At 40.4% G+C, this 21626-nt stretch carries 18 protein-coding genes; 9 read left to right on the forward strand and 9 right to left on the reverse strand.

What is annotated here, in order from left to right; genetic code table 11:
* Positions 1-38: 38 nt before the first annotated feature.
* From NMG86_RS00210 to NMG86_RS00220, 3 genes are all read right to left on the reverse strand, one after another.
* Entirely contained in the window at positions 39-2165 is a 2127-nt protein-coding gene (locus NMG86_RS00210) for an FHA domain-containing protein (RefSeq protein ID WP_337587920.1), read from the reverse strand.
* Positions 2166-2290: 125 nt separating this feature from the next.
* A complete protein-coding gene (locus tag NMG86_RS00215) occupies positions 2291-3910 on the reverse strand; it encodes a tetratricopeptide repeat protein (RefSeq protein WP_148292405.1) in 1620 nt (539 codons plus the stop codon).
* Positions 3911-3977: 67 nt separating this feature from the next.
* Positions 3978-4574 carry a hypothetical protein gene (locus NMG86_RS00220; protein WP_026796745.1) on the reverse strand — a complete coding sequence of 199 codons (597 nt, stop codon included), beginning with the start codon at positions 4572-4574 and terminating at the stop codon, positions 3978-3980.
* Positions 4575-4976: 402 nt separating this feature from the next.
* Here NMG86_RS00220 and NMG86_RS00225 point away from each other — a divergent pair, with 402 nt between their 5' ends.
* Positions 4977-5246, forward strand: a complete 270-nt coding sequence (locus tag NMG86_RS00225) for an FmdB family zinc ribbon protein (protein WP_026788164.1) — start codon at positions 4977-4979, stop codon at positions 5244-5246.
* Here NMG86_RS00225 and NMG86_RS00230 read toward each other — a convergent pair.
* From NMG86_RS00230 to NMG86_RS00250, 5 genes are all read right to left on the reverse strand, one after another.
* A complete protein-coding gene (locus NMG86_RS00230; RefSeq protein ID WP_051340323.1) occupies positions 5230-5781 on the reverse strand; it encodes a hypothetical protein in 552 nt (183 codons plus the stop codon). The genes NMG86_RS00225 and NMG86_RS00230 overlap by 17 nt on opposite strands.
* 32 nt (positions 5782-5813) lie before the next feature.
* Positions 5814-8006 carry a DUF3769 domain-containing protein gene (locus NMG86_RS00235; protein WP_026788165.1) on the reverse strand — a complete coding sequence of 731 codons (2193 nt, stop codon included), beginning with the start codon at positions 8004-8006 and terminating at the stop codon, positions 5814-5816.
* Positions 8007-8215: 209 nt separating this feature from the next.
* The gene (locus NMG86_RS00240) at positions 8216-8332 is read right to left on the reverse strand and encodes a photosystem II reaction center protein I (RefSeq protein ID WP_071782591.1); all 117 of its coding nucleotides are present in this window, start codon (positions 8330-8332) and stop codon (positions 8216-8218) included.
* Between the two features lie 340 nt (positions 8333-8672).
* A complete protein-coding gene (locus tag NMG86_RS00245; protein ID WP_026795386.1) occupies positions 8673-10106 on the reverse strand; it encodes a hypothetical protein in 1434 nt (477 codons plus the stop codon).
* A gap of 91 nt (positions 10107-10197) precedes the next feature.
* Complete coding sequence (locus tag NMG86_RS00250; RefSeq protein WP_026796746.1) at positions 10198-11433, reverse strand: RNA-guided endonuclease InsQ/TnpB family protein; 1236 nt, start codon at positions 11431-11433, stop codon at positions 10198-10200.
* A gap of 153 nt (positions 11434-11586) precedes the next feature.
* On the opposite strand from NMG86_RS00250, the gene NMG86_RS00255 reads away from it, so the two are divergent.
* On the forward strand, positions 11587-14841 hold the full coding sequence (locus NMG86_RS00255; RefSeq protein ID WP_026796747.1) for an alpha-mannosidase: 3255 nt from the start codon (positions 11587-11589) through the stop codon (positions 14839-14841).
* A 77-nt stretch (positions 14842-14918) separates the two neighbouring features.
* Here the strand turns inward: NMG86_RS00255 and NMG86_RS00260 are convergent, their stop codons facing one another.
* Positions 14919-15620: a LysR substrate-binding domain-containing protein gene (locus tag NMG86_RS00260; RefSeq protein WP_081694424.1), complete on the reverse strand. Its 702-nt coding sequence runs from the start codon at positions 15618-15620 to the stop codon at positions 14919-14921.
* A 207-nt stretch (positions 15621-15827) separates the two neighbouring features.
* Between NMG86_RS00260 and NMG86_RS00265 the strand changes: the two genes are divergently transcribed.
* From NMG86_RS00265 to NMG86_RS00295, 7 genes are all read left to right on the forward strand, one after another.
* The gene (locus NMG86_RS00265; RefSeq protein ID WP_026788170.1) at positions 15828-16217 is read left to right on the forward strand and encodes a hypothetical protein; all 390 of its coding nucleotides are present in this window, start codon (positions 15828-15830) and stop codon (positions 16215-16217) included.
* A gap of 436 nt (positions 16218-16653) precedes the next feature.
* The gene (gene crcB, locus NMG86_RS00270) at positions 16654-17052 is read left to right on the forward strand and encodes a fluoride efflux transporter CrcB (protein WP_026788171.1); all 399 of its coding nucleotides are present in this window, start codon (positions 16654-16656) and stop codon (positions 17050-17052) included.
* 61 nt (positions 17053-17113) lie between these two features.
* The gene (crcB, locus tag NMG86_RS00275; RefSeq protein ID WP_026788172.1) at positions 17114-17521 is read left to right on the forward strand and encodes a fluoride efflux transporter CrcB; all 408 of its coding nucleotides are present in this window, start codon (positions 17114-17116) and stop codon (positions 17519-17521) included.
* A gap of 186 nt (positions 17522-17707) precedes the next feature.
* Entirely contained in the window at positions 17708-18655 is a 948-nt protein-coding gene (locus tag NMG86_RS00280) for a ligand-gated ion channel (RefSeq protein WP_026796748.1), read from the forward strand.
* A gap of 6 nt (positions 18656-18661) precedes the next feature.
* On the forward strand, positions 18662-19120 hold the full coding sequence (locus NMG86_RS00285) for a chemotaxis protein CheW (RefSeq protein WP_026788174.1): 459 nt from the start codon (positions 18662-18664) through the stop codon (positions 19118-19120).
* Between the two features lie 102 nt (positions 19121-19222).
* Entirely contained in the window at positions 19223-20821 is a 1599-nt protein-coding gene (locus NMG86_RS00290; protein WP_026796749.1) for a methyl-accepting chemotaxis protein, read from the forward strand.
* Positions 20822-20829: 8 nt separating this feature from the next.
* Positions 20830-21621, forward strand: coding sequence for a CheR family methyltransferase (locus NMG86_RS00295; protein ID WP_199918595.1), 792 nt, complete (start codon positions 20830-20832; stop codon positions 21619-21621).
* The last annotated feature ends 5 nt before the right edge of the window (positions 21622-21626 follow it).

Here is a 21626-nt window from a genome sequence, read left to right on the forward strand (position 1 = left end):
GACTGGGGTTGAGTGCAATAAAACCCAACCTACGTTGGTTAAATTGGCCATTTTCCCATCCATTCTCCCCCCCGAAACCGCCAACGGGGAAATAATAACCGCATCATCACCCAAGCGGATAAATAAACCGCCAACCACACTAAACCATAATTTTTAATGAAAGTAATTAAATCAAATTCAGTTTTAGGAATATTGGGTAAACCGATATTTGCAATTAATAAAGCTAAAACTAATCCCTCCACAACTCCGGCATAAAATTGGAATATTCCTGGCCAATCATGATCCCAAAAATATTTTTGCAGAAAATCATATAATACATCCCAAGCTATTCCCAATAAACCCACATAAAACACAATCCAAAAATAAACAAAATCAGACTTAACGCCTAAATATCCCCAAGAAAAAGGCAAAGAAACTAAAATTCCCACCGTTGCTAATAGAAAAATTCGCGTTTGCCAGCGTCCGAATAAAGTTGGAGTCATGATCATTAATAATACAGTGATCTCAAGTTCTAAACCTTGATTATTGCGTTCTAATTTTTTCACTAAACCATAACAAATTTTATACCAATTTTGGGATTTTCCTTGCTCAACAATGCGTCGCCATTTCTTCCGACTAGCTGTTGTTGTTCCACCCCAAGCCTGCAATAATTCCCGTCGTAGTAAGGGATCTGCCGCCTCTAACATAGCCCGCATATCACCGCCCCAAGTCCCTTTAGGCCAGTTAAAAGGTTGAAATTCCCAATCATTATCAACCTGGCGTTGGGCTGACTCAAATCGGTTGCCCTTGCGAGGTTCTCGGTTTAAATGAATTACTTTAATATCAGGCTGGATTTTATGGGCTTCATACAACCGTTCAAATATTTGTGATGCCACAATTCCCGATCCTCGAATCACAACCGTGCCGCCATATTTTTCTAACTTCTGATAAATATAATCATGGGATTCATAACCTTGAACCACTGTTTTTTCCTTTCCAGATTCTTCAGGATATTCTCGACGATATTGTTCCAGATCAGTTAACAGTTTAATGGCTGGATAACCCGTACTGAGATGAACATATTTAGCCAATAAAAATTGGTAATTATCCTGACCCGATGACGAGCTACAATAGGCAATACAATAGCGACCATCTTCTGTTTTCCGAATGCTGCGAATACTACCATATTCAAGCATTTTATCCCAACTAATGCGATCGCCTTCTCGATCCATTGACTCAAATACATCTTTAGCACGAGGAGTATAGGTATCTGCATAAATAGGTTCAGCAAAAATCTGCCACAAAAATCCTAATGCTGCACCAGCTTGTCCAGAAAAAACGGCTTTCCAGGCATCTCTTAGGGCGTATCCCGGCCATCCCCAAATATTATCAGGACAGGAATCCGACCCAGAACGAATCCGTTTATATCGAGGAATTTGGCAATTGCGAAGTAAGGTTTCATAGCGTTTATAAGGTTTATCTTGAATGCTCAAAACCTTAATATTTTCCGGTTTAACTCCAGCAATTCTCAGCATATCAACCCAGACAAAACTGCCCATTCCTCCCCCACAAGCAACATATTCTGTTTCCCGGCATGGAATTCGACTATTACTAATTTTATCAACGGAAACCCGTTCTTCATTCCAAAAATCGAGAGTATCAGGAAAACTGCGAGGTTGACCCGATACCGCCGGGCTGGTTTGCGGTTCTAAAATACCCGTATAGGGGTTAAAGGCGATAGAAGATTGAGGACTCCCTGACTGCCGGACATTCGATGCTGAAACTACCTGAGATTGGGGATTAAAAATCGTTGAAGTGCTTTGAATTACAACGGTCGCATTGGGATCTCCAGGTGGGATGAGAATAACCGTAATCGTGTAGTTTCCGATTCTGAGTATATCTCCATTTTTTAACGGGCGTCGTTCTTTCCGCAGCTTTTTATCGTTGAGTTCAGTGCCATTGGCACTTTTATCCTCAAGATAAAGTACACCATTTTCTAAGGTAATCTGAGCATGAAACCTAGAAACCTGCTGAGTAGAATCTAATAAAACCACAGGAGAAACCGTTTCGCCATTCAGGTTGGCGGGAAGTTGACTGAGATCTCGTCCTATCCCCACGGGTAGGTTGAAAACCTGTTCTTCCTGCTCCCCGGTAACGGTGTTTTCCGAAATGAGTTTGATTTGCATAAATTTGATCCTCCAATCTACACGCTCACGTCTGATTATTTTACTGTGAAATTTCTGAACCGACTGGACTTTAAAAAACAATTAAATCTAAAATCAATACAAAGTCAATAGGATTTGAGATAAGTTCATTTCTGAATCATTAATTGATAGCCTTGATGGATGATTTTTACAGGCTCAGAGATGGTTTTCAGAAATTGATCAATTCCTTTACGAGTATCTTCTTCCGGGTGTTCAGGATCTCGATATTCATAATCATCAAAAATCATAATTCCTCCCGGTTTTAGTAAATTCCAAGATAGTAACGCATCCTGTAAGACCACCGAAGCTAAATGACAGCCATCAATATAAACAAAATTGTAGGTATTAGGAATAAGAGTTGATAATATTTCTTGGGAATATCCTTCTAATTTGGTTACTTTTTCAGCTACTCCGGTTTTAGCAATATTCCCATCAAATTCTGGCTTAAAACTTAAATCAATACAGGTTATTTTTGCCGTAGGATGGGTTAAAATATGATCCAGTAACCAACAAGCCGACATCCCTTGAAAACTACCAATTTCTAAGCCTTGAATTTCAGGAATACTCGCGAAAGAATATAATGCTTTTTCCCAATTGAGAATATTAACACTAAACCAATCTTTGGTAAAATGATAATCTTTCTCCAAACTAGCATTCCATCCCCTTAAGTAATGGGATTTTTGATGGGCTTGGATGGCGGTTTCTAATTCCCCAATTTCCGATACAAAGTTCCCTAAATGGGTATGAGCATGGGGTAAATTAGGACTTAATAGGAGGGCTTTTTGAGAAGCTGCGATCGCTTCTTCCCATTGTTTTTTATAACTATAAGCTCGACTTAAAGATAAATAGATAAATGGATTTTTATCTTCTACTTTCAGCGCATCTTGATAATAAGCGATCGCTTCATCCCATTGTTGTAATTTAAACTTAATTTCCGCAATTTGAAAATGGGGTAAATAGGCGGTCGGATTTAATTCTATCACTCGCTGATAACAATGAATTGCATTTTCCCATTTTCCTAATTGTTTATGAGCATTCGCCAAACCCATATAGGAATTAAATAGTTGATCATTCCTTTCCACCGCTTGACTATAAAATTGAACAGCATTCTCCCACTGTTGGAGTTGCATATAAACTTCTCCTAAGTTATGATAGGGTTCATAAGCATTAGGGTTAGCCTGAATAGCATTCTGATAACAAAAAATTGCGGGATTAATTTTCTGTTTTTGAAATAGTCTATTTCCCAAGTTCAAATATTCAGTAAATGTCCCTAAACTTGGTTCTAAATGTAAGGCTTTATACCAGAGTTCATCTCCGTCATCCTGTTGATCAATTTGGATCAAAACCTTGGCTAAATTTCGATAATTCACCGCCAGATTAGGATTATATTCAATTGCTTTTCGATAATTGAAAATTGCCGTTTCCCAGTCTTGTTTTTGACTATAAACATCTCCTAAATTTCCATAAACTTCGGCATAATTAGGCTGTAATTTCAGGGCTTTTTGATACCAAAATTCCGCCTGTTCAAAATCCTCTTGAATTTGCCAAATTACCCCTAAAGTTTTAGAAATTGGTGCATATTCTGGATCTAAATTAAGAGCCGCTAAACAAATAGAAAGTGCTTGATCAACCTGTTGATGAGCTAAATGATAATTAGCCTGTTGATACAAATATTTAACAAAATTCTTTGAATTTAAAGATGAGTCCATGGGGTCAGTTTTAGTCAAGGTGTTGAGGGTTTAGGTTGACAGTTATTAGGTTAACCATCAACTGAAACCGCCATCTATTTTTTAATCAACCTAAACGGTGATTACTTTCCATTTGAACAGTGCTTTCTTCAGGAGAAGGTGAAGTTAATAAAGGACTATTTTTCGGTTTTAATACCGCTTGAATGGTTCTTAAAAAACGATTGGGTTTAGGTACTTGACCATTTAATAATTGACGTTCTTTTACTTTTTTCGCCAAATTACGCATCACGGATAAATCCAATTCATCAATGAAATGATCCGCAATTCTTTCCCCCATGAATTCAATCGCTTCAGAATACTGTTCCATCAAAGATTCTACGGCTTGGGAAGCATCCGTTGTGATCTGATCAGAAACGGGATTTTGATCAATAATAGGTGGTTGAACTTCTACGGTAGTTTGGACTCGATTTAGGCGATGATTTAAGAAACTTTGATATTCGTCAACGGTCATCCCCAAATTATAAATATGATGATGAACATGATCAATTAAGTCAACTTCCGCCGGGACAAATAGATCATTTTGTTGACAAATTCCATGCAAACTCGCCCAAGTTTTGAGGGTATTAGCATCATGGAGTTGATAGCGGTCTAACAGTTGAGTGGTTGTCATATTGGTTTCGGGAGTTGGCTTAAAATCACTCATGGATTCATCCTCATTTACAGCTATATCTGACAGTTTGTTTAACACTTTTAATTACATTTAATTTAGCATAATAAGTACCAAAAAACCAAATATTTTGATCTGATTTTCCCTGAGATGTTCAAGGATATAGCAATGAGCAGGTTATTGTTCACAACAACTTCCGTGTCTTTGTGTCTTTGTGGTTAAATTAAGTCTTACCGTTGTCAACATAGCCACAATAACTGCTATAGCATCCCGTTGAGTCAATTACCTAAAATTATCACCTCAACTTTTGTATTATCACCGATTTTGGCAAAATTGTATCCGGTTTTCTTTCCCCTTCCCATTTCCTAAAACTTTGGATAAAATTATCCATAATCGGGATCACACCAATTTGCCATTATTGAAATCCAACCCTTTGCTATGCCAATCTACGATTATTTCTGTCCCAGCAACAACCAAACCATAGAAGTGATGCACTCCTATACCCACGAGATTACCACCTGGGGCGAGGTTTGTCAGTTAGCTAACTGTGACCTCGGAGATACTCCTAAAGATGCTCTAGTTCGTCGGGTGGTGAGTGCGCCGATGCTATCTATTCCTACTTCTAATGCTGATTACAAAAACGCCGGATTTACGAAGTTAGTCAAACGAGATCAAGGAGTTTATGAAAATGTCACGGATTCGGATTAACTGAACTAGATTGATGTTTAGCTTTTTCTTTTTTTGGATCACCCATAAATCCCTTTAACTTCTGGTGAAAATCAGGATGTTTTAGGGATAATTTATCTGTTTCATTTGGTTCTAATCCATGGCTTTCTGGGGTTTTATCTGTTATTAATGTATCTTTGTTTTGACTTTCTGATAACAAGTTTTGGGGAAACCTATTACAAATTAAACGTTCAAATTCTGAAGTAAAATGATAAATTTTTTTCCCTCGCCGTTGCCAAGATATTAAGATATATTCCACAGAAATCGCTTTATAGCGTCCCTGATATAAAGATTCCAAAATAGCGGGTAGAAACCAATCTGGATCATATTGTTTTTCCCAGCGCTTAATAATTTGTTCTGGGGTCTGGTCTGCTAATTCAAAACCATAATATTTGAGCAGATCAGAGGGATTTACCGAACTAGAAATGCTCCAAGGATCTTCCCGAGTCGCTGCTGCGAGATATTTACGGGGTTCTTCATCGTTAAAAGGAAATTCTAAAGCAAACAGAAAAATCACCTCCTTGGCATTATGATCATAAATCTTACACCCTAATTTTCTATTTCAGGAGTAGAACCAAAATAGGGGTCTGGAGTTCCGATCCAGTTAAAATCACTAATTCTGAGATTAATACTGCCAATCCGACGCACCGGATTAATCCTCAGCATCACCCCATAGGTACGGCGACTATATTCTAAGGTTAATTCATTATTTAATGATAAACCACTATCCAAATTAACTGCCGATTCAATCCCAGCCCTTAACCCCCCATAAAGTTGTTGAACTAATCCCATACTTAATACTCGTTGATCGACTAAACGATCAAACAAAAAGGGCGATTGTCCATCCAATATCACTTGAGTATAAAATAGGCTAAACCCCGTATAGTCTAAAAAGTCTTTAGAAAAATGACCCAATTGTCCTTGCACCCCGACAGAGGTACTCAGATAGGATTGGGAATAATCTTGACTATATTGGGTGGTGACTCCTCGGGCAATTAAGGCTAATTGTACAAAGGGAATCACGGGTCGAGGGGTATAACGTAAACCTTCCGTAGCCGTTGGTGGTAAGCCTTCTCCCCGCCATAATAATACCGGATAAATTAAAGTTCCCAACGCCTCATAACGATCTAAAGTGACTCGATTATTCAGACGAGTGGGTTTGAGTAATTCCGGGCGATCGCTATCAGCATTTACCGATTGATAGGATGTTTGAAAGCTAAAGGTAGCCCCCTGGTCATTTAAAGCAATCTTAGGAGAAGTCAGCACCGTCCCTAAACTACTCCAAACGGTACGATACCCCAAAGTTCCGTTAAACAAACGGTTACGGTAACTATATTCTCCATTCAGGGCAAACCCAGCCCCCAATTGTTGGCGGACTCGGATACTACCGCGAAGGGCTTTTTCATTCAGATCGGGGAAATTTTCTAAGGTATTTATGGATAAAAACCCACTTAATGCCGTAGTTGGGGTAATTGATCCCGAAATCCTTGCTTCTAACCCCAAGGTTTTCGGATCGAAGGGGGTGACATGATCTTGAAAAGCCCGTTGGATTAATAATCTAGGCGCCACTTGCAGGGTCAACGGGCCAAGGGGAACCGAAGGTAGATTACCTTGAATATAATATCCCCCAAAGTCCCTGAGATCATAACCAAAGGAAAAGGGTAGGGGTTCTTTTTGGCTTCGATCAATGACGGTACGTTCTCGAAACAGAGGTAGGTTAAAGGATTGATCCAGCACCAGTCGGGATTTGGTGGTGATCAGTTCATCCCGTAGGGGTGAAACTCGGTTAAATCGGGCGGTATCGGCTCTTAATTCTAGTTCCGGGGGGGAAAAGGGATCATTGGTCAGTCGCACCTGTTGGGCTTCCCATCCCCCATCCCCAAACAGATCAATCCGTTCGGCGGCAAATCTCAAGCGATTCACACTGCCTTTTACCCCAAAGGTTTCCCCCCCTCCGACCGAGACTCCGGCGTTAAGCCCCCCATCAGCTTTGACTTTGGCTAAGGGTTGGGCGGCGGTAATTCGGTCGCTGATCGGGGCATTTAGTAGGGGAGTAACCCCTGGAGTTAGGGGGTCAACTACGGTTAAATCGGTGTCGGCGGAGGGGGTATAAACAACGCCGTTGGCTTGGTAAACTGACCCGGTACCGACAACGAAGTTATAGTCCATGCGATCGCCCCGAATCACCTGATTTCCCCGGGTTAGGGCCACATTCCCTTGGGCAATCACTTGACGGGTATTTAGGTTAACTTGGGCCTGCTCTGCATTAATTAAGGACTGGCGAAACCTCACCATCACGTTCCCTTGGGCGGTGACGATTTGCCTTTGTTGATCATATTCTTGCCGATCGGCGGTGATTTCGACTATATCTGCGGGGGTGGGAACTGGAATAACGGTCGATTCTTGGGTGGGAGTTTTAGGGGGGGTGACAACTATTCTGTTACAAGGACTCTGACAGGAATTATCGCTATTGGTAAAGGAAAAGGAGGCATCAAACCGATATTGATTCTCGGTTAAAGGTGGGGCGGTTTCTATGGTGACGGCCGACCCCAGTAGTTCTGCGGATACAGGGTCGGATGCCTGAATCTGATCTTCAGGTAAAGGATAGCTGATGGTTCTTGGGGTTTTTACCCGGGAAGATATTTGTGGTTCTAATCCGATTATCCCCGTTTCAGTGGTCTGTGGTTGGGGAAGATGACGAATCATTGGGGGCAGGTCAGGGGGTGGTAGCGGGTAGGGCATATTTGCTGTAACGGAATTTCACAGAATAGCCAGAACTCAACCCCTTTAGGGAACAGGCTAAAACAATGTCATTAGCTATCAGCCCATCGGGATGATCACTAATGACACTCCAGGTTTTTATCATATCAGGGATTTTGTTCACAGAGGTTGTCGGCATCTGGTTTTGATTTTCAAGCCCTAACTTCTGTTTGGACAACTTCCATGTTTCTCTACTCTAAGTCTCTGCGTTTCGGGTTCCGGGCTGGGTCATTCGACAGGAATCCAAACACGAATAAACTAAAGAAGAACAGAACTACGATATTAACAACGATTTTTAGGGTCAGCATTTGTGAATTTCTCCGAGGCTGCAAGAGTTTATTTATAGCTGTTATGCCGTAAGCACAACTTTACCATCATATCCCAAAATACCAACTGGTTTAAGGATTCTTTTTCTACCCCCTTGACACAAGTTCATTTTGTGTTATTATTATAATGGGGAATCTATGCTCGCCTATAAAGCCTTTTTTCGGTTTCGGCATCTGCCAGAAGGGTTAGAACAATTACGTTACAGTATTCTTCCCATTACCCATTCCCGATCACGGATTTAAGAGGATGACGCAGATTAACACAGATTAAAATCCGTGAAATCTGTGAAATCCTCCTAAATCCGTGATCCCTATTACCCCATTACTCATAATGAGTTAACCAATACCAAGTTTTAGCGATCGCCTCCTCAACTTTAACCATAACCTGATCTAACCATCCTAAAATCTTCTCTAGGGGATGTTGAATATATCCGGTTGATGTCACCTGAGCTTCTAGCCAGTCGGGGGAATCGGTCGCAGTTGCGGTTTTCTTGGATTCTATAACACAGTTTTGCGTTTTTGTCAAGGGGTTTTGAGAATTTTCAGAAATTAAACCGATATTTTCCGGGGTCGTTTTTGTGGGGAAACGGTTTAAGGAAGATTGAAGTTTCTGAAAAATCCGATTATTTTCGATAGGGTTATTTTGGGTCTTAGGTTTTTTGAGTTTGGATAAAATATTATTTGTCCGAGTATCAATAGTTGACCAGGGGTCTTCTAGGGAAGAAGATTTTGAATTGGAAATTACCCCGGAATATTCTTCGGGGATATGCTCAGAATTAATAGTATGCTGATGGTCTTTGAAGAAATAATCTATCGCCGCCAGAATTAGGGACTGAACTTTATAAAAATATTGATCAAAACCCGTTTCTAGGGAAGATGAAGATTCTGATTTTACCGATAAATGGGGATGTTTCCAGGTTTGAATTACGGTTTTTCCCAGGGTTTGACTTTGTTGGACTAAGCTATGGGTAGCTTGGGAGATGGGAATAATAGAATAATCTTCGACTTGCGCGATCGCAAAATCTAAGTTATGAATAAATTCAGGAGAAGGCTGGGGGAGAGAAACCGACTCAACAAAATTAGATTCTCCAAAACAATTAATTTTGACTGCTACAGGACTGGTTTGTACCCAACATAGGACTTGCCAAAATCCTCGAATGGCAGATACAACATTAATAGGATGGCTAAAAGGTTGTAACTGGGGTTGGAAAGGTTTGGGATGTTGTGCTGAATTTCGATAATAATAGTGATAGTCTGCGACTTCTAAACTAATCCGTTGTTGAAGTTGATATTGTTGTTCAACGGTGAGACTATCTAAAATTTGATTATCTTTTTGAACTAATACTAAGGTTTGGGAATCAATTTTACTAGCTACCCCTTGAATTTCTCCTGCTGCGGGTTGGGAAATTATCGAATTTTCAAAGCCTCCCGTGTACGGGGGGTTTGGGGGAGCGGTTTCGGTGGTAACGGTATTTAGAATATGAATAATAGGAGTATCAACATTAGGAGGTTGGGACTTGACCTCAGAATTGAGTTGGGGTAAATGCTGTTTAATCGCCGTCCCTAATTTTTGGGTAGTGACTCGAACGGTTTGCAGGATAAAATAAACTGGGTATAGTGCTGTTTGCAGGGTAATCTCGGTGGCGAACTTAAAATAGCGCCAACTGCGACTGCCCTCATCGGTAAATTTCTGTGCCGTCTGAGAGATAAAATTAAAGAATCGACTTTTGTATGGCCCGGATTCAGCAACAGACATGGTTACACCAAGTTTGATCTATATTCTCCCCTATTAACTATAACATTGACATACTCCCCACGCATAAATGCGGGGGATTCTTGTTCATGGTTCACAGAAATCCACTTGCTATCTCTGGTTTCCCATCAATAGTAGAGGCGGTCTTCTCCCCATGCTTTCCCGATTGCTCGGCAGATCCCTTTTGCCCAAAGGTACTGTTTTGGCACTTTATTCCCAGAATTCCCATGCCTTTTTTAAGAATATTAATTGCCGCATTTGTATCACGACAAATCTCTATTCCACAATTAGCACAGGAATGGGTTCTGGTACTCAATGACTTTTTCACCCGATAACCGCAACTAGAACAATCTTGAGAAGTATAGTTAGGCGAAACAGCCACAACTGCCTTATCCCATATTTTTCCGTAGTAGTCTAACCATTGGGTGAATTGATACCAACTAGCATCGGAAATCGACTTAGCCAAGTGATGATTCTTGACCATGTTCGACACCTTTAAATCTTCATAGACAATCACATCGTTAGAGTGAACTACGCACCGAGCTTGCTTAATCGCCCAGTCTTTGCGCTGTCTTTGAATCTTCAGGTGGGTTTTACCCAGTCTTTTCCGAGCTTTATGATAATTATTAGATTGGGGTTTCGCCCCTTTCACAAACTTTTTACTTAATTGTTTTTGAGCTTTTTTTAACTTCCGCTCAGATTTTCTTAGGAATTGGGGATATACTACAGCATTGTCATTTTGATCTTTAAAGAAATACTTTAATCCCAGATCTAACCCGACAACATTGCCAGTGTATTCAATTTGTTCTTTGCGGTCAGTATCAAAGCAGAATTGGGCATAATAGCCATCTGCTCTTTTGACCACGCGAACACGATTAATTTTTAATCGAAATAGGTCTTCCCTTGTTTCATTGTTGCAATAAACAGACAAAGTTCCGATCTCAAAACCATCGGTGAAAGCAATATTCATGCAGTCATTAGATAGTTTCCATCCCGAAACTTTATATTCTACAGAGCGACAATGTTTTTTGAATTTAGGATAGCCTTTTTTCTTTTCTTTCTTTCTGCAACGACTGTATAAACTAGAAATAGAAGCATAAGCTCTTTCTGCACTAGCTTGACGAGCCGCCGAATTTAACTTTTTGGCAAAAGGAAATAATGCGGCTAAGTCTTTGCATAGCGCATACAAACCAGCCTTACTTACCCCTTGATTATCCATCCAGTACCGAACACATTTGTTTCTAATGAATTGTGCGGTACGAATGGCTTCATCAAGAGCTAGGTATTGCTCCTTGGTTCCGTGCAGTAGTTTGGCTTCTCTAACTATCATGATTCTATTTTATCATAAGGTATTGCAGATAAAGCTATTTTTGTGACAAACTTCTTCAAGGTGGCTAAAGGCTCTCCTGAGCGTAGTCGAAGGGCCACCACCGTGTTCATCCCCACGCCTAAAGTCGGGGGCTTTCCACTCGCTTTTTGGTAAATGTCTTTTTCTACCCCTACCCTGCAATTAAAGATTTCGGAAGTTGCTCAACGGTTACGTCTGTTGACTCAAATTAATCTGCAACTCCATTGGCAAATTATCAACCCTGGGGAGTCTGATCACCCAGTTGAAATCAATGAAAAAGGACATATTCCTTGGGCGGCGGGAAAACAGGTTTTGAAATTAAGACAAAAAATTATAGTTCCCAGGGAGTTACAGGGTTATCCGTTAACAGGTTTAACTTTAAGATTAGTCTTAAGTTGGTGGGCACAGGATGCTCAAATCTATATTAATAACCAGTTTGTACAAGCCGGAGACTTGTTTGATAGTTATACCCGCATTCTATTAAGTTCGTCGGTACAGCCTGGGGATGAATTTGAAATAGAGTTATCTTTAATTAGTCCGGGACACGACCGAGGAGCATTAGTTAATTCCTGCTGTTGGTATGAACTTTCCGACTCCTCAAAAATTGATCCTAGTTTCTTAGCTGACGAGTTAGAAATTTTAGGGATATTTTTAGCATCGGAAAATCACCAACCCGACCTAGAAACCGACTTAACTTCCCTAGGGAAGATTTTAGATATCATTTCTGGCTATATCCTCCCAAAAGTCCCCCGTACACGGGGGGTTTGGGGGGGACAAAATCTAACTGAATTTGAAAATAGCCTGACCCAAGTTCGTCAGATATTAAAATCAGTTATCCCTAAATTAGACACCTACAAAATTTCCCTACTCGGTCACGCCCATTTAGACTTAGCTTGGCTATGGCCGATAACAGAAACCTGGATAGTCGCGCAAAAAACCTTTGAGTCAGTTTTGCAATTACAAACAGACTTTCCCGAATTAATCTTCTGTCATTCCTCCCCTATTCTTTATGAATGGATAGAAAAACATCGTCCCGATTTATTTAGTCAAATTCAAGATAATATTCAAAAAGGAATCTGGGAAATCGCCGCCGGACTCTGGGTAGAACCAGAATTGAATATTATTAATGGAGAATCTATCGTCCGTCAGGTATTATACGGACAGCGATATGTTTTAGAAAAAATGGGTCAACTTTCCACCGTCGCTTGGCTACCCGATACCTTTGGTTTTTGCTGGCAATTACCCCAAATTTTCCAACAGGGCGGTATTGATTATTTTATTACCCAAAAACTGCGTTGGAATGATACAAATAAATTTCCCTACGGGTTGTTTGAATGGCAAGGGTTAGATGGAACTAAAATTATTAGTTTCATGACCGCTTTAATTGGTGAACGAGTTGACCCGGTGAAAATCTTTAAATATGCTCTGGAATGGAAAACCCAAACCGGATTAAATCAGAGTTTATGGTTGCCCGGAGTTGGTGATCATGGGGGCGGGCCGACCCGTGATATGTTAGAAATAACTAGACGCTGGAATCAATCTGCTATTTTTCCAGAGTTTAAGTTTCAAAAGGTCAAAGACTATTTAATAGAAGTCCTAAATAATGCCCCCGCACCCCTTCCGATCTGGCGGGATGAATTATATTTAGAATTCCATCGCGGTTGCTATACTACCCACGCAGATCAAAAACGGTTTAATCGTCGGGGGGAAACCCTATTATATGAAGCAGAACTATTTGCAACTATAGCTACCCTTTACTCCGGTTCTATTTATCCCCAGCAGGAAATAGAAACAGCTTGGAAGCAAATTTTGTTAAACCAATTTCACGATATCCTGCCCGGAACTGCCATTACTGAAGTCTACCAGCAGGCAAATCAAGACTGGGAAACCGCCATCAAAACCGCCGAGGAAATTCTCCACCAGTCCTTCGATGCCATTGTTGCCTCTATTTCTGTTAACTTCCCCTCCCAACCTGACGCCCAACCAATTTTTATCTTTAATTCCCTGAACTGGTCACGCTCAGAAGTCGTGGCTGTGCCTATTCCTAATTCCGATAGCTGTTGGCAAATTTATGATTACCAGGGAATACCCCAAACCGCCCAAACACGGGGGGAAAGGTCGGAAAAACCGCAACTGCTATTCCTGGCAAAAAATGTTCCGAGTCTGGGATATCAGGTCTATTGGTTGGGGCGCAAACAGGCTGAAACCCTTGAAATCTCGCAGAAATACCCCTATATGGGCAAACCTATTCCTAATTATACTGAAAGTATAGCAGAAAAAAACGAGGTTGTCAAATATTATCAGTTAGAACCTAAAAATATTAGCTTTGAAAATGATATTTTGCGGGTAATTGTAGATACGGAAACCGGAAATTTAGAACAGGTTTTCGACTTAATTAATCAAAGAAATATCCTCCAACTAGGACAGGGAAATCAATTACAAGTCTTTGCAGATTCAGGACAATATTGGGATGGGTGGAATATCAACCCCAATTATCAAGAATATCCCTTAGATTTACCGCAATTAGAATCAATTGAATGGATAGAATCAGGGCCGATAGTTTGGCGACTGAGAATTATTAAACGGTTAAATCAATCAGAGTTTTGCCAAGATTATATTTTAGAACAAGGTTCACCCCAATTAAAAATAGAAACCACCGTCAATTGGCAAGAACGTCATACTTTAATTAAAGTTGCTTTTCCCCTAACTATTACGGCGGATTTTGCTAGTTATGAAATACCCTGTGGTGTAATTCAACGACCTACTAACCCCAAAAACCCCCCAAGCCCCCTGCCCCCCGTGTACGGGGGGTTTCCGGAGGGGAAAGCGAAATGGGAAGTTCCGGCAATTCATTGGGCAGATATTAGTACACCTGATTATGGAATTAGTATATTAAATGATAGTAAATATGGTTATGATGCTCAAAGCGATCAACTGCGATTAACATTATTAAGAGGTTCAACCTGGCCCGACCCAGAGGCCGATTTAGGATGGCATCAATTTAGTTATGCAGTTTATCCCCATGGGGGAGATTGGAAACAAGCAAAAACTGTTCAAAAGGGCTATGAATTTAATCGGCCGTTACAGGTTAAAGTCTATCCGCCTATATCCTCAACCGCTAATTTAGAATCATCGAGTTGCCAGAGTTTCCTAGAGTTAGGGTCTGATCATTTAATTTTAATGGCATTCAAACAGTCAGAAACTAAGTCCAAACAATGGATATTAAGATGTTATGAATGTCAGGGAGAAGAAACTAGGTTAGAATTACAGAATAATCTGGGATTAACTATAGACTATTCTGTAAATATATTAGAACAACCCCAGGAAACAACTGTTTCTATATCTGCTTGGAAAATAGTTAGTTTTGCTCTAACTTCTAGGGATAGCTAGATATAATATAGCAATCCTAAATAGATTGTAATATTTTAATAGGGAATAGGGAATAGGGAACAGGGAATGATTGTTTCTTAGATGTCTTGAGTTTGGATTCTGATCAAATTGCGGAGCCAGATTTGAAAGGGAACATGATTAGAATGCTTAGACCAAATTTGCATATAGTTATACTTACCCAAATCAATTGGGGGGTCAAATATGGTGATCTTAGCAATATTCGCAAATATCAAAGCAATCCGACGGGGTAAAGTCAAAATCATATCGGTTTGACCAACAATTAGAGCCGCAGATAGGAAATGGGGTAACTTTAACCTGACTCGACGTTTGACTCCCAATTCTTCTAAAATGTGATCAACATGACTTTTAGATGATTTCTTAATTGAGTTAATTGGTAAGCCTGTAACCGTAATTAAAGCGTGCGGCCAAGCAATATAGGATTCCAGAGTAATACCTTGTTTAATAATAGGATGTTCTAGCCTGACGATCGAAACAAAATCCTCCGTAAATAAATTTTGATATCCAAATTCATTAGTTTCATCTAAATGTGCTATCCCCAAACCGAGATCAAGCTCTCCACTTTTGATCCGATCCAAAGTTTCAGGATGCCAGTCATAACATTCGATATCAAGATAAGGATTCTTCAAAGAAAGTTCTCTTAAAACCGAAGGCAGAATCACAGTGGTGGCGTAATCTGAAGCGGCGATCCGAATCGTCCCCCGAGCTAATTCGGGGATAAAAACAGGTTCTTCAATTAACCTTTCGATATCAACTAGGATGCTTTGTTGCTGATTGACTTAAATTCAATTTTTGGCTGGCTTTAGTAACATTAACTTCCTCCAGTAGAACTTTTAAAACTATTAACAAATTTAAGTCTATTTGCTTAATATCTATTTGCTGCATATCTATAATTCAAAATATTCATTTTACAAAATAACCAAGTTAACCTGATAATTCAACTTGTATTTACAAATAGGAATTTTATCATGGCTGAATTTAACAATGGCAGTCTCAAAGGTGGCTTCGGATTTCAAGATCAAGGTACTCGTAAAACTACCAATCCTGATGGTACTGTTTCTACTGTTTCCTATTCTGCTTTGAGAACAGCTAATTTTGATGGTAATGGTGCTCATACAGGTAAGGGTTTTGTTTCCATTGACGGGCAGGAAGTAGGTTATAGCGTGACAGGGACTTACAAAGTTAACAATGATGGCACATTTTCTCTGGATGCTACCCAGTCTTATGAAGATGGAAGAACATCTCAACCATACAAACAGTTTGGTGTCGTGATTCGCGGTGGTAATGAAATCCTTGTCATCCAAACAACTGATGGTAAAAACCAAAGCGGAAAATATCAGAGCCAGACTGATTACTAAGAGAAATAAAGAGAATTTTTAAGTCAAAAGCTTAAATTGATCCTCACCTCCGTCAAGCTTAAACTTGCTTTGACGGAGGTTTCTCAATTCACAGGAACCTGATTTTGTATCCAAACACTAAGAATTTAGATTAACAAATTTAAGTCTATTTGTTGCATATTAATTTGCTGCATATCCATAATTAAAAATATTCATATTGCCAAAACAAAATTTTCTAAATTTCATAGTAAAATTCCAAAGCACAGGTAAAAGTTGTGTGAATTAAAAAAACACAACTTTTTTGGGAATAATGAAATAGATGAAACTGATGTTGATAAAAATAGAGGATTTTTGGTTCTCTAAAAACAACATTTTGTGCTTTCAGCTACGTTTCTGCCCTAAACCCAAAATATCCCAAAAAACCTAAACTTACTTAGCACAGGGTGAATTTTAACCAATGTCAGATATAACTAATATTTTAGCGATCGCTACCGGGGCAGTCCCTGGTGCATTATCTCGGTATCAAATTACCGAATGGACAAAAGCCAAATTTGGAGCCAAATTTCCCTACGGAACATTTATTATTAATTTAACTGGATGTTTGGCTATGGGTTTCTTCTTCACTATTTCCAAAGGAATTACAGGCTATCCCAAAGAGTTAGATTTACTGATTAGAACTGGATTTTTAGGTTCTTATACCACATTTTCAACATATGGTTTTGATACTCTAACCCTATGGCGGAATAAACAAACCTTTCCCACAGCTTTTTATTGGGCTGGGAGTGCAATTTTAGGACTAGGAGCAGTGATGATAGGCGTGGCGCTCGCCAATGCTGTTGTCCCCCCTTCATCATAAAAAACAGTTGAGATCTAGCTGACAAAAAACCACAAATAATCAATATTTTAGGTAAAACACAATGGAATTTTTGAAAGGACGTTATTCCCTAGCTATAGCAATTGGGGCTATTTTTGGTGCATTGAGTCGTTTCTATTTCACCGAAGCCGCCAAAGCAATTTTTGGCAAAGATTTTGGCTTTTATGGCACATTCTTTATTAACGTGACGGGCTGTTTATTGATTGCTTATATTTTAACTTTAGCGATCGAAAATATTAGACAGATCTCACCTGAATTGCGACTAATGACAACAACCGGTTTCTGCGGAGCCTATACAACCTTTTCTACCTATGGTTTAGAAACCAATGGTTTTTTAGCCAAGGGAGATAACCAAACGATGTTCCTTTATTTTTTCGGAAGTGCCGTAGTCGGTATGATTTGTGTCCAAATCGGTGTTTCCTTGGCAAGAGCAGGTCTTCCAAAAACTTAAATTGTAGCGGTTTGTAGTCAAATGAGGTAGACTTGCAGTGGCTCTAATTCTGATTAGTAAAGGAGTTGATGCTTGAGGGAAAATATTTCTAAACTTCAGCATCTTGCTGTCAGAGCAGTGGTCAATAAATTATATCTAATTAGTTGCATACTGACCGTTAGTTTTAGTTGCTGGATATATCAAATTTTGCCCGTTCGTGCGGAGCCTTTGACCCCTCCAAAAACCTGTCAAATTGGAGTTTATTTGACATCATTGCGAGATTTTAATCCCGCAGAAAACTCATTTTCTGCAAATTTCTGGATCTGGAGCGTCTGTCCTTTTGATAATATGAAACCTTTAGAAACCCTGAAGGTTTTAGATAGCAAGGAAGTTAGCAAAAATTACGACAGGTTTTCCCGCAATGAAAATCTATCAGATCTATTTGGAGCGAGTAAAAATGTCTTCTGGTCTGGACAAGAAATTGGCACAACTCTCTATTACAACTGGGACACCAATAATTATCCCTTTGATCGCCATGTCTTGCAAATCATACTAGAGGAAACCCAGTTAGACGCATCTAGTTTTGTTCATACCCCAGATTTTGCTGGCTCCAGCTATCAGAAAGATATGAATTTGGCGGGTTGGAAAATTACAGATTTTAAGATTTCTCAAGTTAATTTTCCTTATCAAACCAGCTTTGGTAATCCGTCAATCCCAAAAGATAACAATTACCGTTCCCGCATCGTGATTTCAGTTACGATTAATCGCGAGAGCAAAGTTAGCTTTTTTAAACTTTCTTTGGGCGTTTATGCGGCGGTAGCATTGTCAATCATTACATTGCTGCTGGATGAAGATTTTGGGGATCGAATGGGTATTTTTGTCGGGACTTTGTTTGCCGTTTTAGTGAATATGCAAACAGCAACATCCGAGTTAGGAAGTAGCAATTCCGTCACCCTGATTGATTTCATTCATATCATGGCAATTATTTACATTTTCATCACAGCCAGTCTGCTAGTTTATACTCGATTTCTAAGCGAATCAGAACAGGAACAGTTATCACGGGATTTAATGCGGCGCTTTGCTGTTCCGATCCTGTCCGGTTCATTTGTTGTGCTTAATATTGTTGTTATTGCTCACGCAGCAATCGTGGGTTAAATAAAAATGCTAATTCTACTTTTCTACGCTGGAAAAGACCTCTTTGCAATTAGTAGTTCCTATATTGTTGAGGTAATTCCGCGAGTTAGTTTCAGGAAAGTACATCATGTACCCGAATATGTCGCGGGTTTATTTAATTACCGAGGAGTAATTCTCCCCGTCATTGACCTGTGCCAATTAATCCAAGGAACTCCAGGGCGATCGCACCTTAGTACCCGGATTATTATTGTTAAATATCCTAATCAGAAAGGAGATCCACAATATTTAGGTCTGATGGCCGAGCGGGTGACGGAGACTCTAAATATATCAACTACAGACATTAAAGATTCCAGTATTCGGGTTGATGAAGCCCCCTACTTAAGCGGCACAATCATTGATGAAAAACGGATTATTCAATGTCTTCAACTTGAGAAACTTTTCAGTGATGAACAACACGCTTATTTGCTCATGGGTGAAAACACTTAATTAAATGGGCAATAGGCAATAGGCAATAGGCAATAGAAAAAATAACGATTGTCCAGTAAAGCTCAATTTCCAATTCATTCCCAATTCGTAATTCCTAATACCATGTTTAACAATATTACTAGCCGCCTGATCCTGGGTTTTTCCGTTCCGATTCTGTTTCTAATTATCCTAGGCTCGATGCTATTTTCCGGCATCGGAAACTTAGTCCAATTGCAGTTAGACTCAAAGCAAGCAGGTGATCACATCAGCAGTACAGATGCCTATGCTTACGATGTCGCCAGGATTATCGCCAGTATCCGAGGATATGCTCTTTATCCTAAAGATCCTTACTATCGTGGGACTTATGAGAAAGCCCGAGAAAGTATGCTGGCGAACAAAGAGGAATTGGCAAAGATTGCTGATCCGCAGACGCGAGAAGCTATAAATGCCATGATCCAGATTGGTGATGAGTACGATAGCGTTGCAGCAGGTGTTTATACCCTAGTCGATGCCGATAAGATGAATGAAGCCAAACAACAAATTTTAATTCCTCGGATTGCCAAACTCGCTGAAGCCAGCGATCGCGCCCATACAATTCTTGAAGCTAAACTAAATGATAATTTACTCCAAGCCCAGAAAGCCAAGCAGTTTCAGACTTTACTAATCATTTTGGGAACCCTGATCACGATTGTGGCAAGTCTGGCGGCGGCCTTTATGATCACATTGCCCATCCGACGAGATCTACCCAAGGTGGTGAAAGCAGCAGAGCAGATTGCTGAAGGAGATTTACAACAAACCCTTGAAGTCAGCAACGATACTACCGAAATTGGTAAGTTGATGGCCGCGTTTCACTATATGTCCAAAAAACTGAATACACTGATTCTCCAGATGCAAAAGTCAGGAGTGCAGATCAGCACATCCTCAACACAAATTGCCGCCGCCGGGAAAGAATTAGAAGCCACCGTTGTCGAGCAACTCGCTTCCACCAATGAAGTCAGCGCCACCTCCCAGCAGATTGCCGCCACCTCCAAAGAATTGGTCAGAGTCATGGAGCAGGTGACACAGATGGCACAGTCCACAGCCACCTCCGCCGGAGCCAGTCATAATGACCTGAATCGCATGGAAACCGTAATGCGCGAACTTTCGGGAGCCACCACCAGCATTACTAGCAAACTGGGGGTGATGAATGAAAAGGCAAATAACATTAATAGTGTGGTGACTACTATTAATAAAGTTGCTGATCAGACGAACCTGCTTTCGTTGAATGCGGCGATCGAAGCCGAAAAAGCCGGGGAATATGGGGCTGGGTTTGCGGTAGTTGCACGGGAAATTCGCCGACTAGCCGATCAAACCGCCGTCGCCACCTTAGAAATTGCCCAGATGATTAAAGAGATGCAGTCCGCCGTTTCTACGGGTGTGATGGAAATGGATAAATTCAGTAAATCAGTGGTTGATAGCGTTGTCGATGTCAGCAAAATTAGCGAGCGGGTGACTCTGGTAATTGAGCAAGTACAAGGATTGACCCCCCGCTTTGAGCGGGTGAGTCAGAGCATTGAGGAACAATCCCAAGGAGCCCAACAGATTAGTGAAGCCATGGGACAACTCAGTCAAGCATCCCAGCAGACAGTAGACTCTTTACGAGAGACAAACAATGCTGTATATCAGCTTGACGAGGCGGCAAATGGATTACGAAAAGAAATTGCTAAGTTCAAAACCGCATAGGGTTAGATATGGTATTAGATAAAATCGCCAGATTGTTAAGCCAAACTATCGGCTTAGATCCCGATATCGCCAGCCCCAATCAGATTGCCAGATCGGTCGAGACTCGTCGAGTCAAATGTAAATTACCGGATCAGTCGAGCTATTGGGCAAGATTACAAACCTCTGCGACCGAATTAGAGGAATTGATCGAAATTCTGATCGTTCCCGAAACTTGGTTTTTCCGAGATGGTAAACCCTTTGATTACCTCAAAACTTATGTCACCTCAGAATGGCGACCATCGCCAAACCGCAATATTCTGCAAGTGCTAAGTGTGCCATCCTCTACGGGGGAAGAACCTTACTCCATCGCGATCGCCCTATTAGAAGCGGGTCTACATCCCAAACAATTCGAGATTGATGCCATAGATATTAGCCATCGATCGCTTGCCAAAGCAAGGCGGGGAGTCTACACTAAAAATTCCTTTCGGGGCGAGGACTGGAAACCGCGATCGCGCTACTTTCAGCAAACGGATCAGGGTTATGAACTCTCCGAATCTATTCGTAAGTTGGTTAATTTTCAGCAGGGAAATGTCTTAACCGCCCTTGCTCTGACTCAAAAGCAATACAACATTATCTTCTGTCGTAACTTATTAATCTATTTGAAATCCGAAGTTTGCGAACAAGTATTAGCAGCCCTTGATCGCTTGCTGATCCCCGGAGGATTACTGTTTGTTGGAGCATCTGAAACCGGAAAAATTGTCGCAGACCCCTATAAATCCATCCGTCTATCTATCTCGATCCCAATTCCTATCCCGCTTTAGTTCAC

The sequence above is a fragment of the Planktothrix rubescens CCAP 1459/22 genome, assembly GCA_904830895.1.
Lineage (GTDB): Bacteria > Cyanobacteriota > Cyanobacteriia > Cyanobacteriales > Microcoleaceae > Planktothrix > Planktothrix agardhii.

Coding starts and splice junctions, on each gene's coding strand:
- NMG86_RS00210 (WP_337587920.1), bottom strand. CDS start 2,165: ATGCAAATCAAACTCATTTCGGAAAACACCGTTACCGGGGAGCAGGAA.
- crcB (WP_026788171.1), top strand. CDS start 16,654: ATGTCAGATATAACTAATATTTTAGCGATCGCTACCGGGGCAGTCCCT.
- NMG86_RS00290 (WP_026796749.1), top strand. CDS start 19,223: ATGTTTAACAATATTACTAGCCGCCTGATCCTGGGTTTTTCCGTTCCG.
- crcB (WP_026788172.1), top strand. CDS start 17,114: ATGGAATTTTTGAAAGGACGTTATTCCCTAGCTATAGCAATTGGGGCT.
- NMG86_RS00250 (WP_026796746.1), bottom strand. CDS start 11,433: ATGATAGTTAGAGAAGCCAAACTACTGCACGGAACCAAGGAGCAATAC.
- NMG86_RS00240 (WP_071782591.1), bottom strand. CDS start 8,332: ATGCTGACCCTAAAAATCGTTGTTAATATCGTAGTTCTGTTCTTCTTT.
- NMG86_RS00235 (WP_026788165.1), bottom strand. CDS start 8,006: ATGCCCTACCCGCTACCACCCCCTGACCTGCCCCCAATGATTCGTCAT.
- NMG86_RS00225 (WP_026788164.1), top strand. CDS start 4,977: ATGCCAATCTACGATTATTTCTGTCCCAGCAACAACCAAACCATAGAA.
- NMG86_RS00295 (WP_199918595.1), top strand. CDS start 20,830: ATGGTATTAGATAAAATCGCCAGATTGTTAAGCCAAACTATCGGCTTA.
- NMG86_RS00220 (WP_026796745.1), bottom strand. CDS start 4,574: ATGAGTGATTTTAAGCCAACTCCCGAAACCAATATGACAACCACTCAA.
- NMG86_RS00265 (WP_026788170.1), top strand. CDS start 15,828: ATGGCTGAATTTAACAATGGCAGTCTCAAAGGTGGCTTCGGATTTCAA.
- NMG86_RS00245 (WP_026795386.1), bottom strand. CDS start 10,106: ATGTCTGTTGCTGAATCCGGGCCATACAAAAGTCGATTCTTTAATTTT.
- NMG86_RS00255 (WP_026796747.1), top strand. CDS start 11,587: ATGTCTTTTTCTACCCCTACCCTGCAATTAAAGATTTCGGAAGTTGCT.
- NMG86_RS00285 (WP_026788174.1), top strand. CDS start 18,662: ATGCTAATTCTACTTTTCTACGCTGGAAAAGACCTCTTTGCAATTAGT.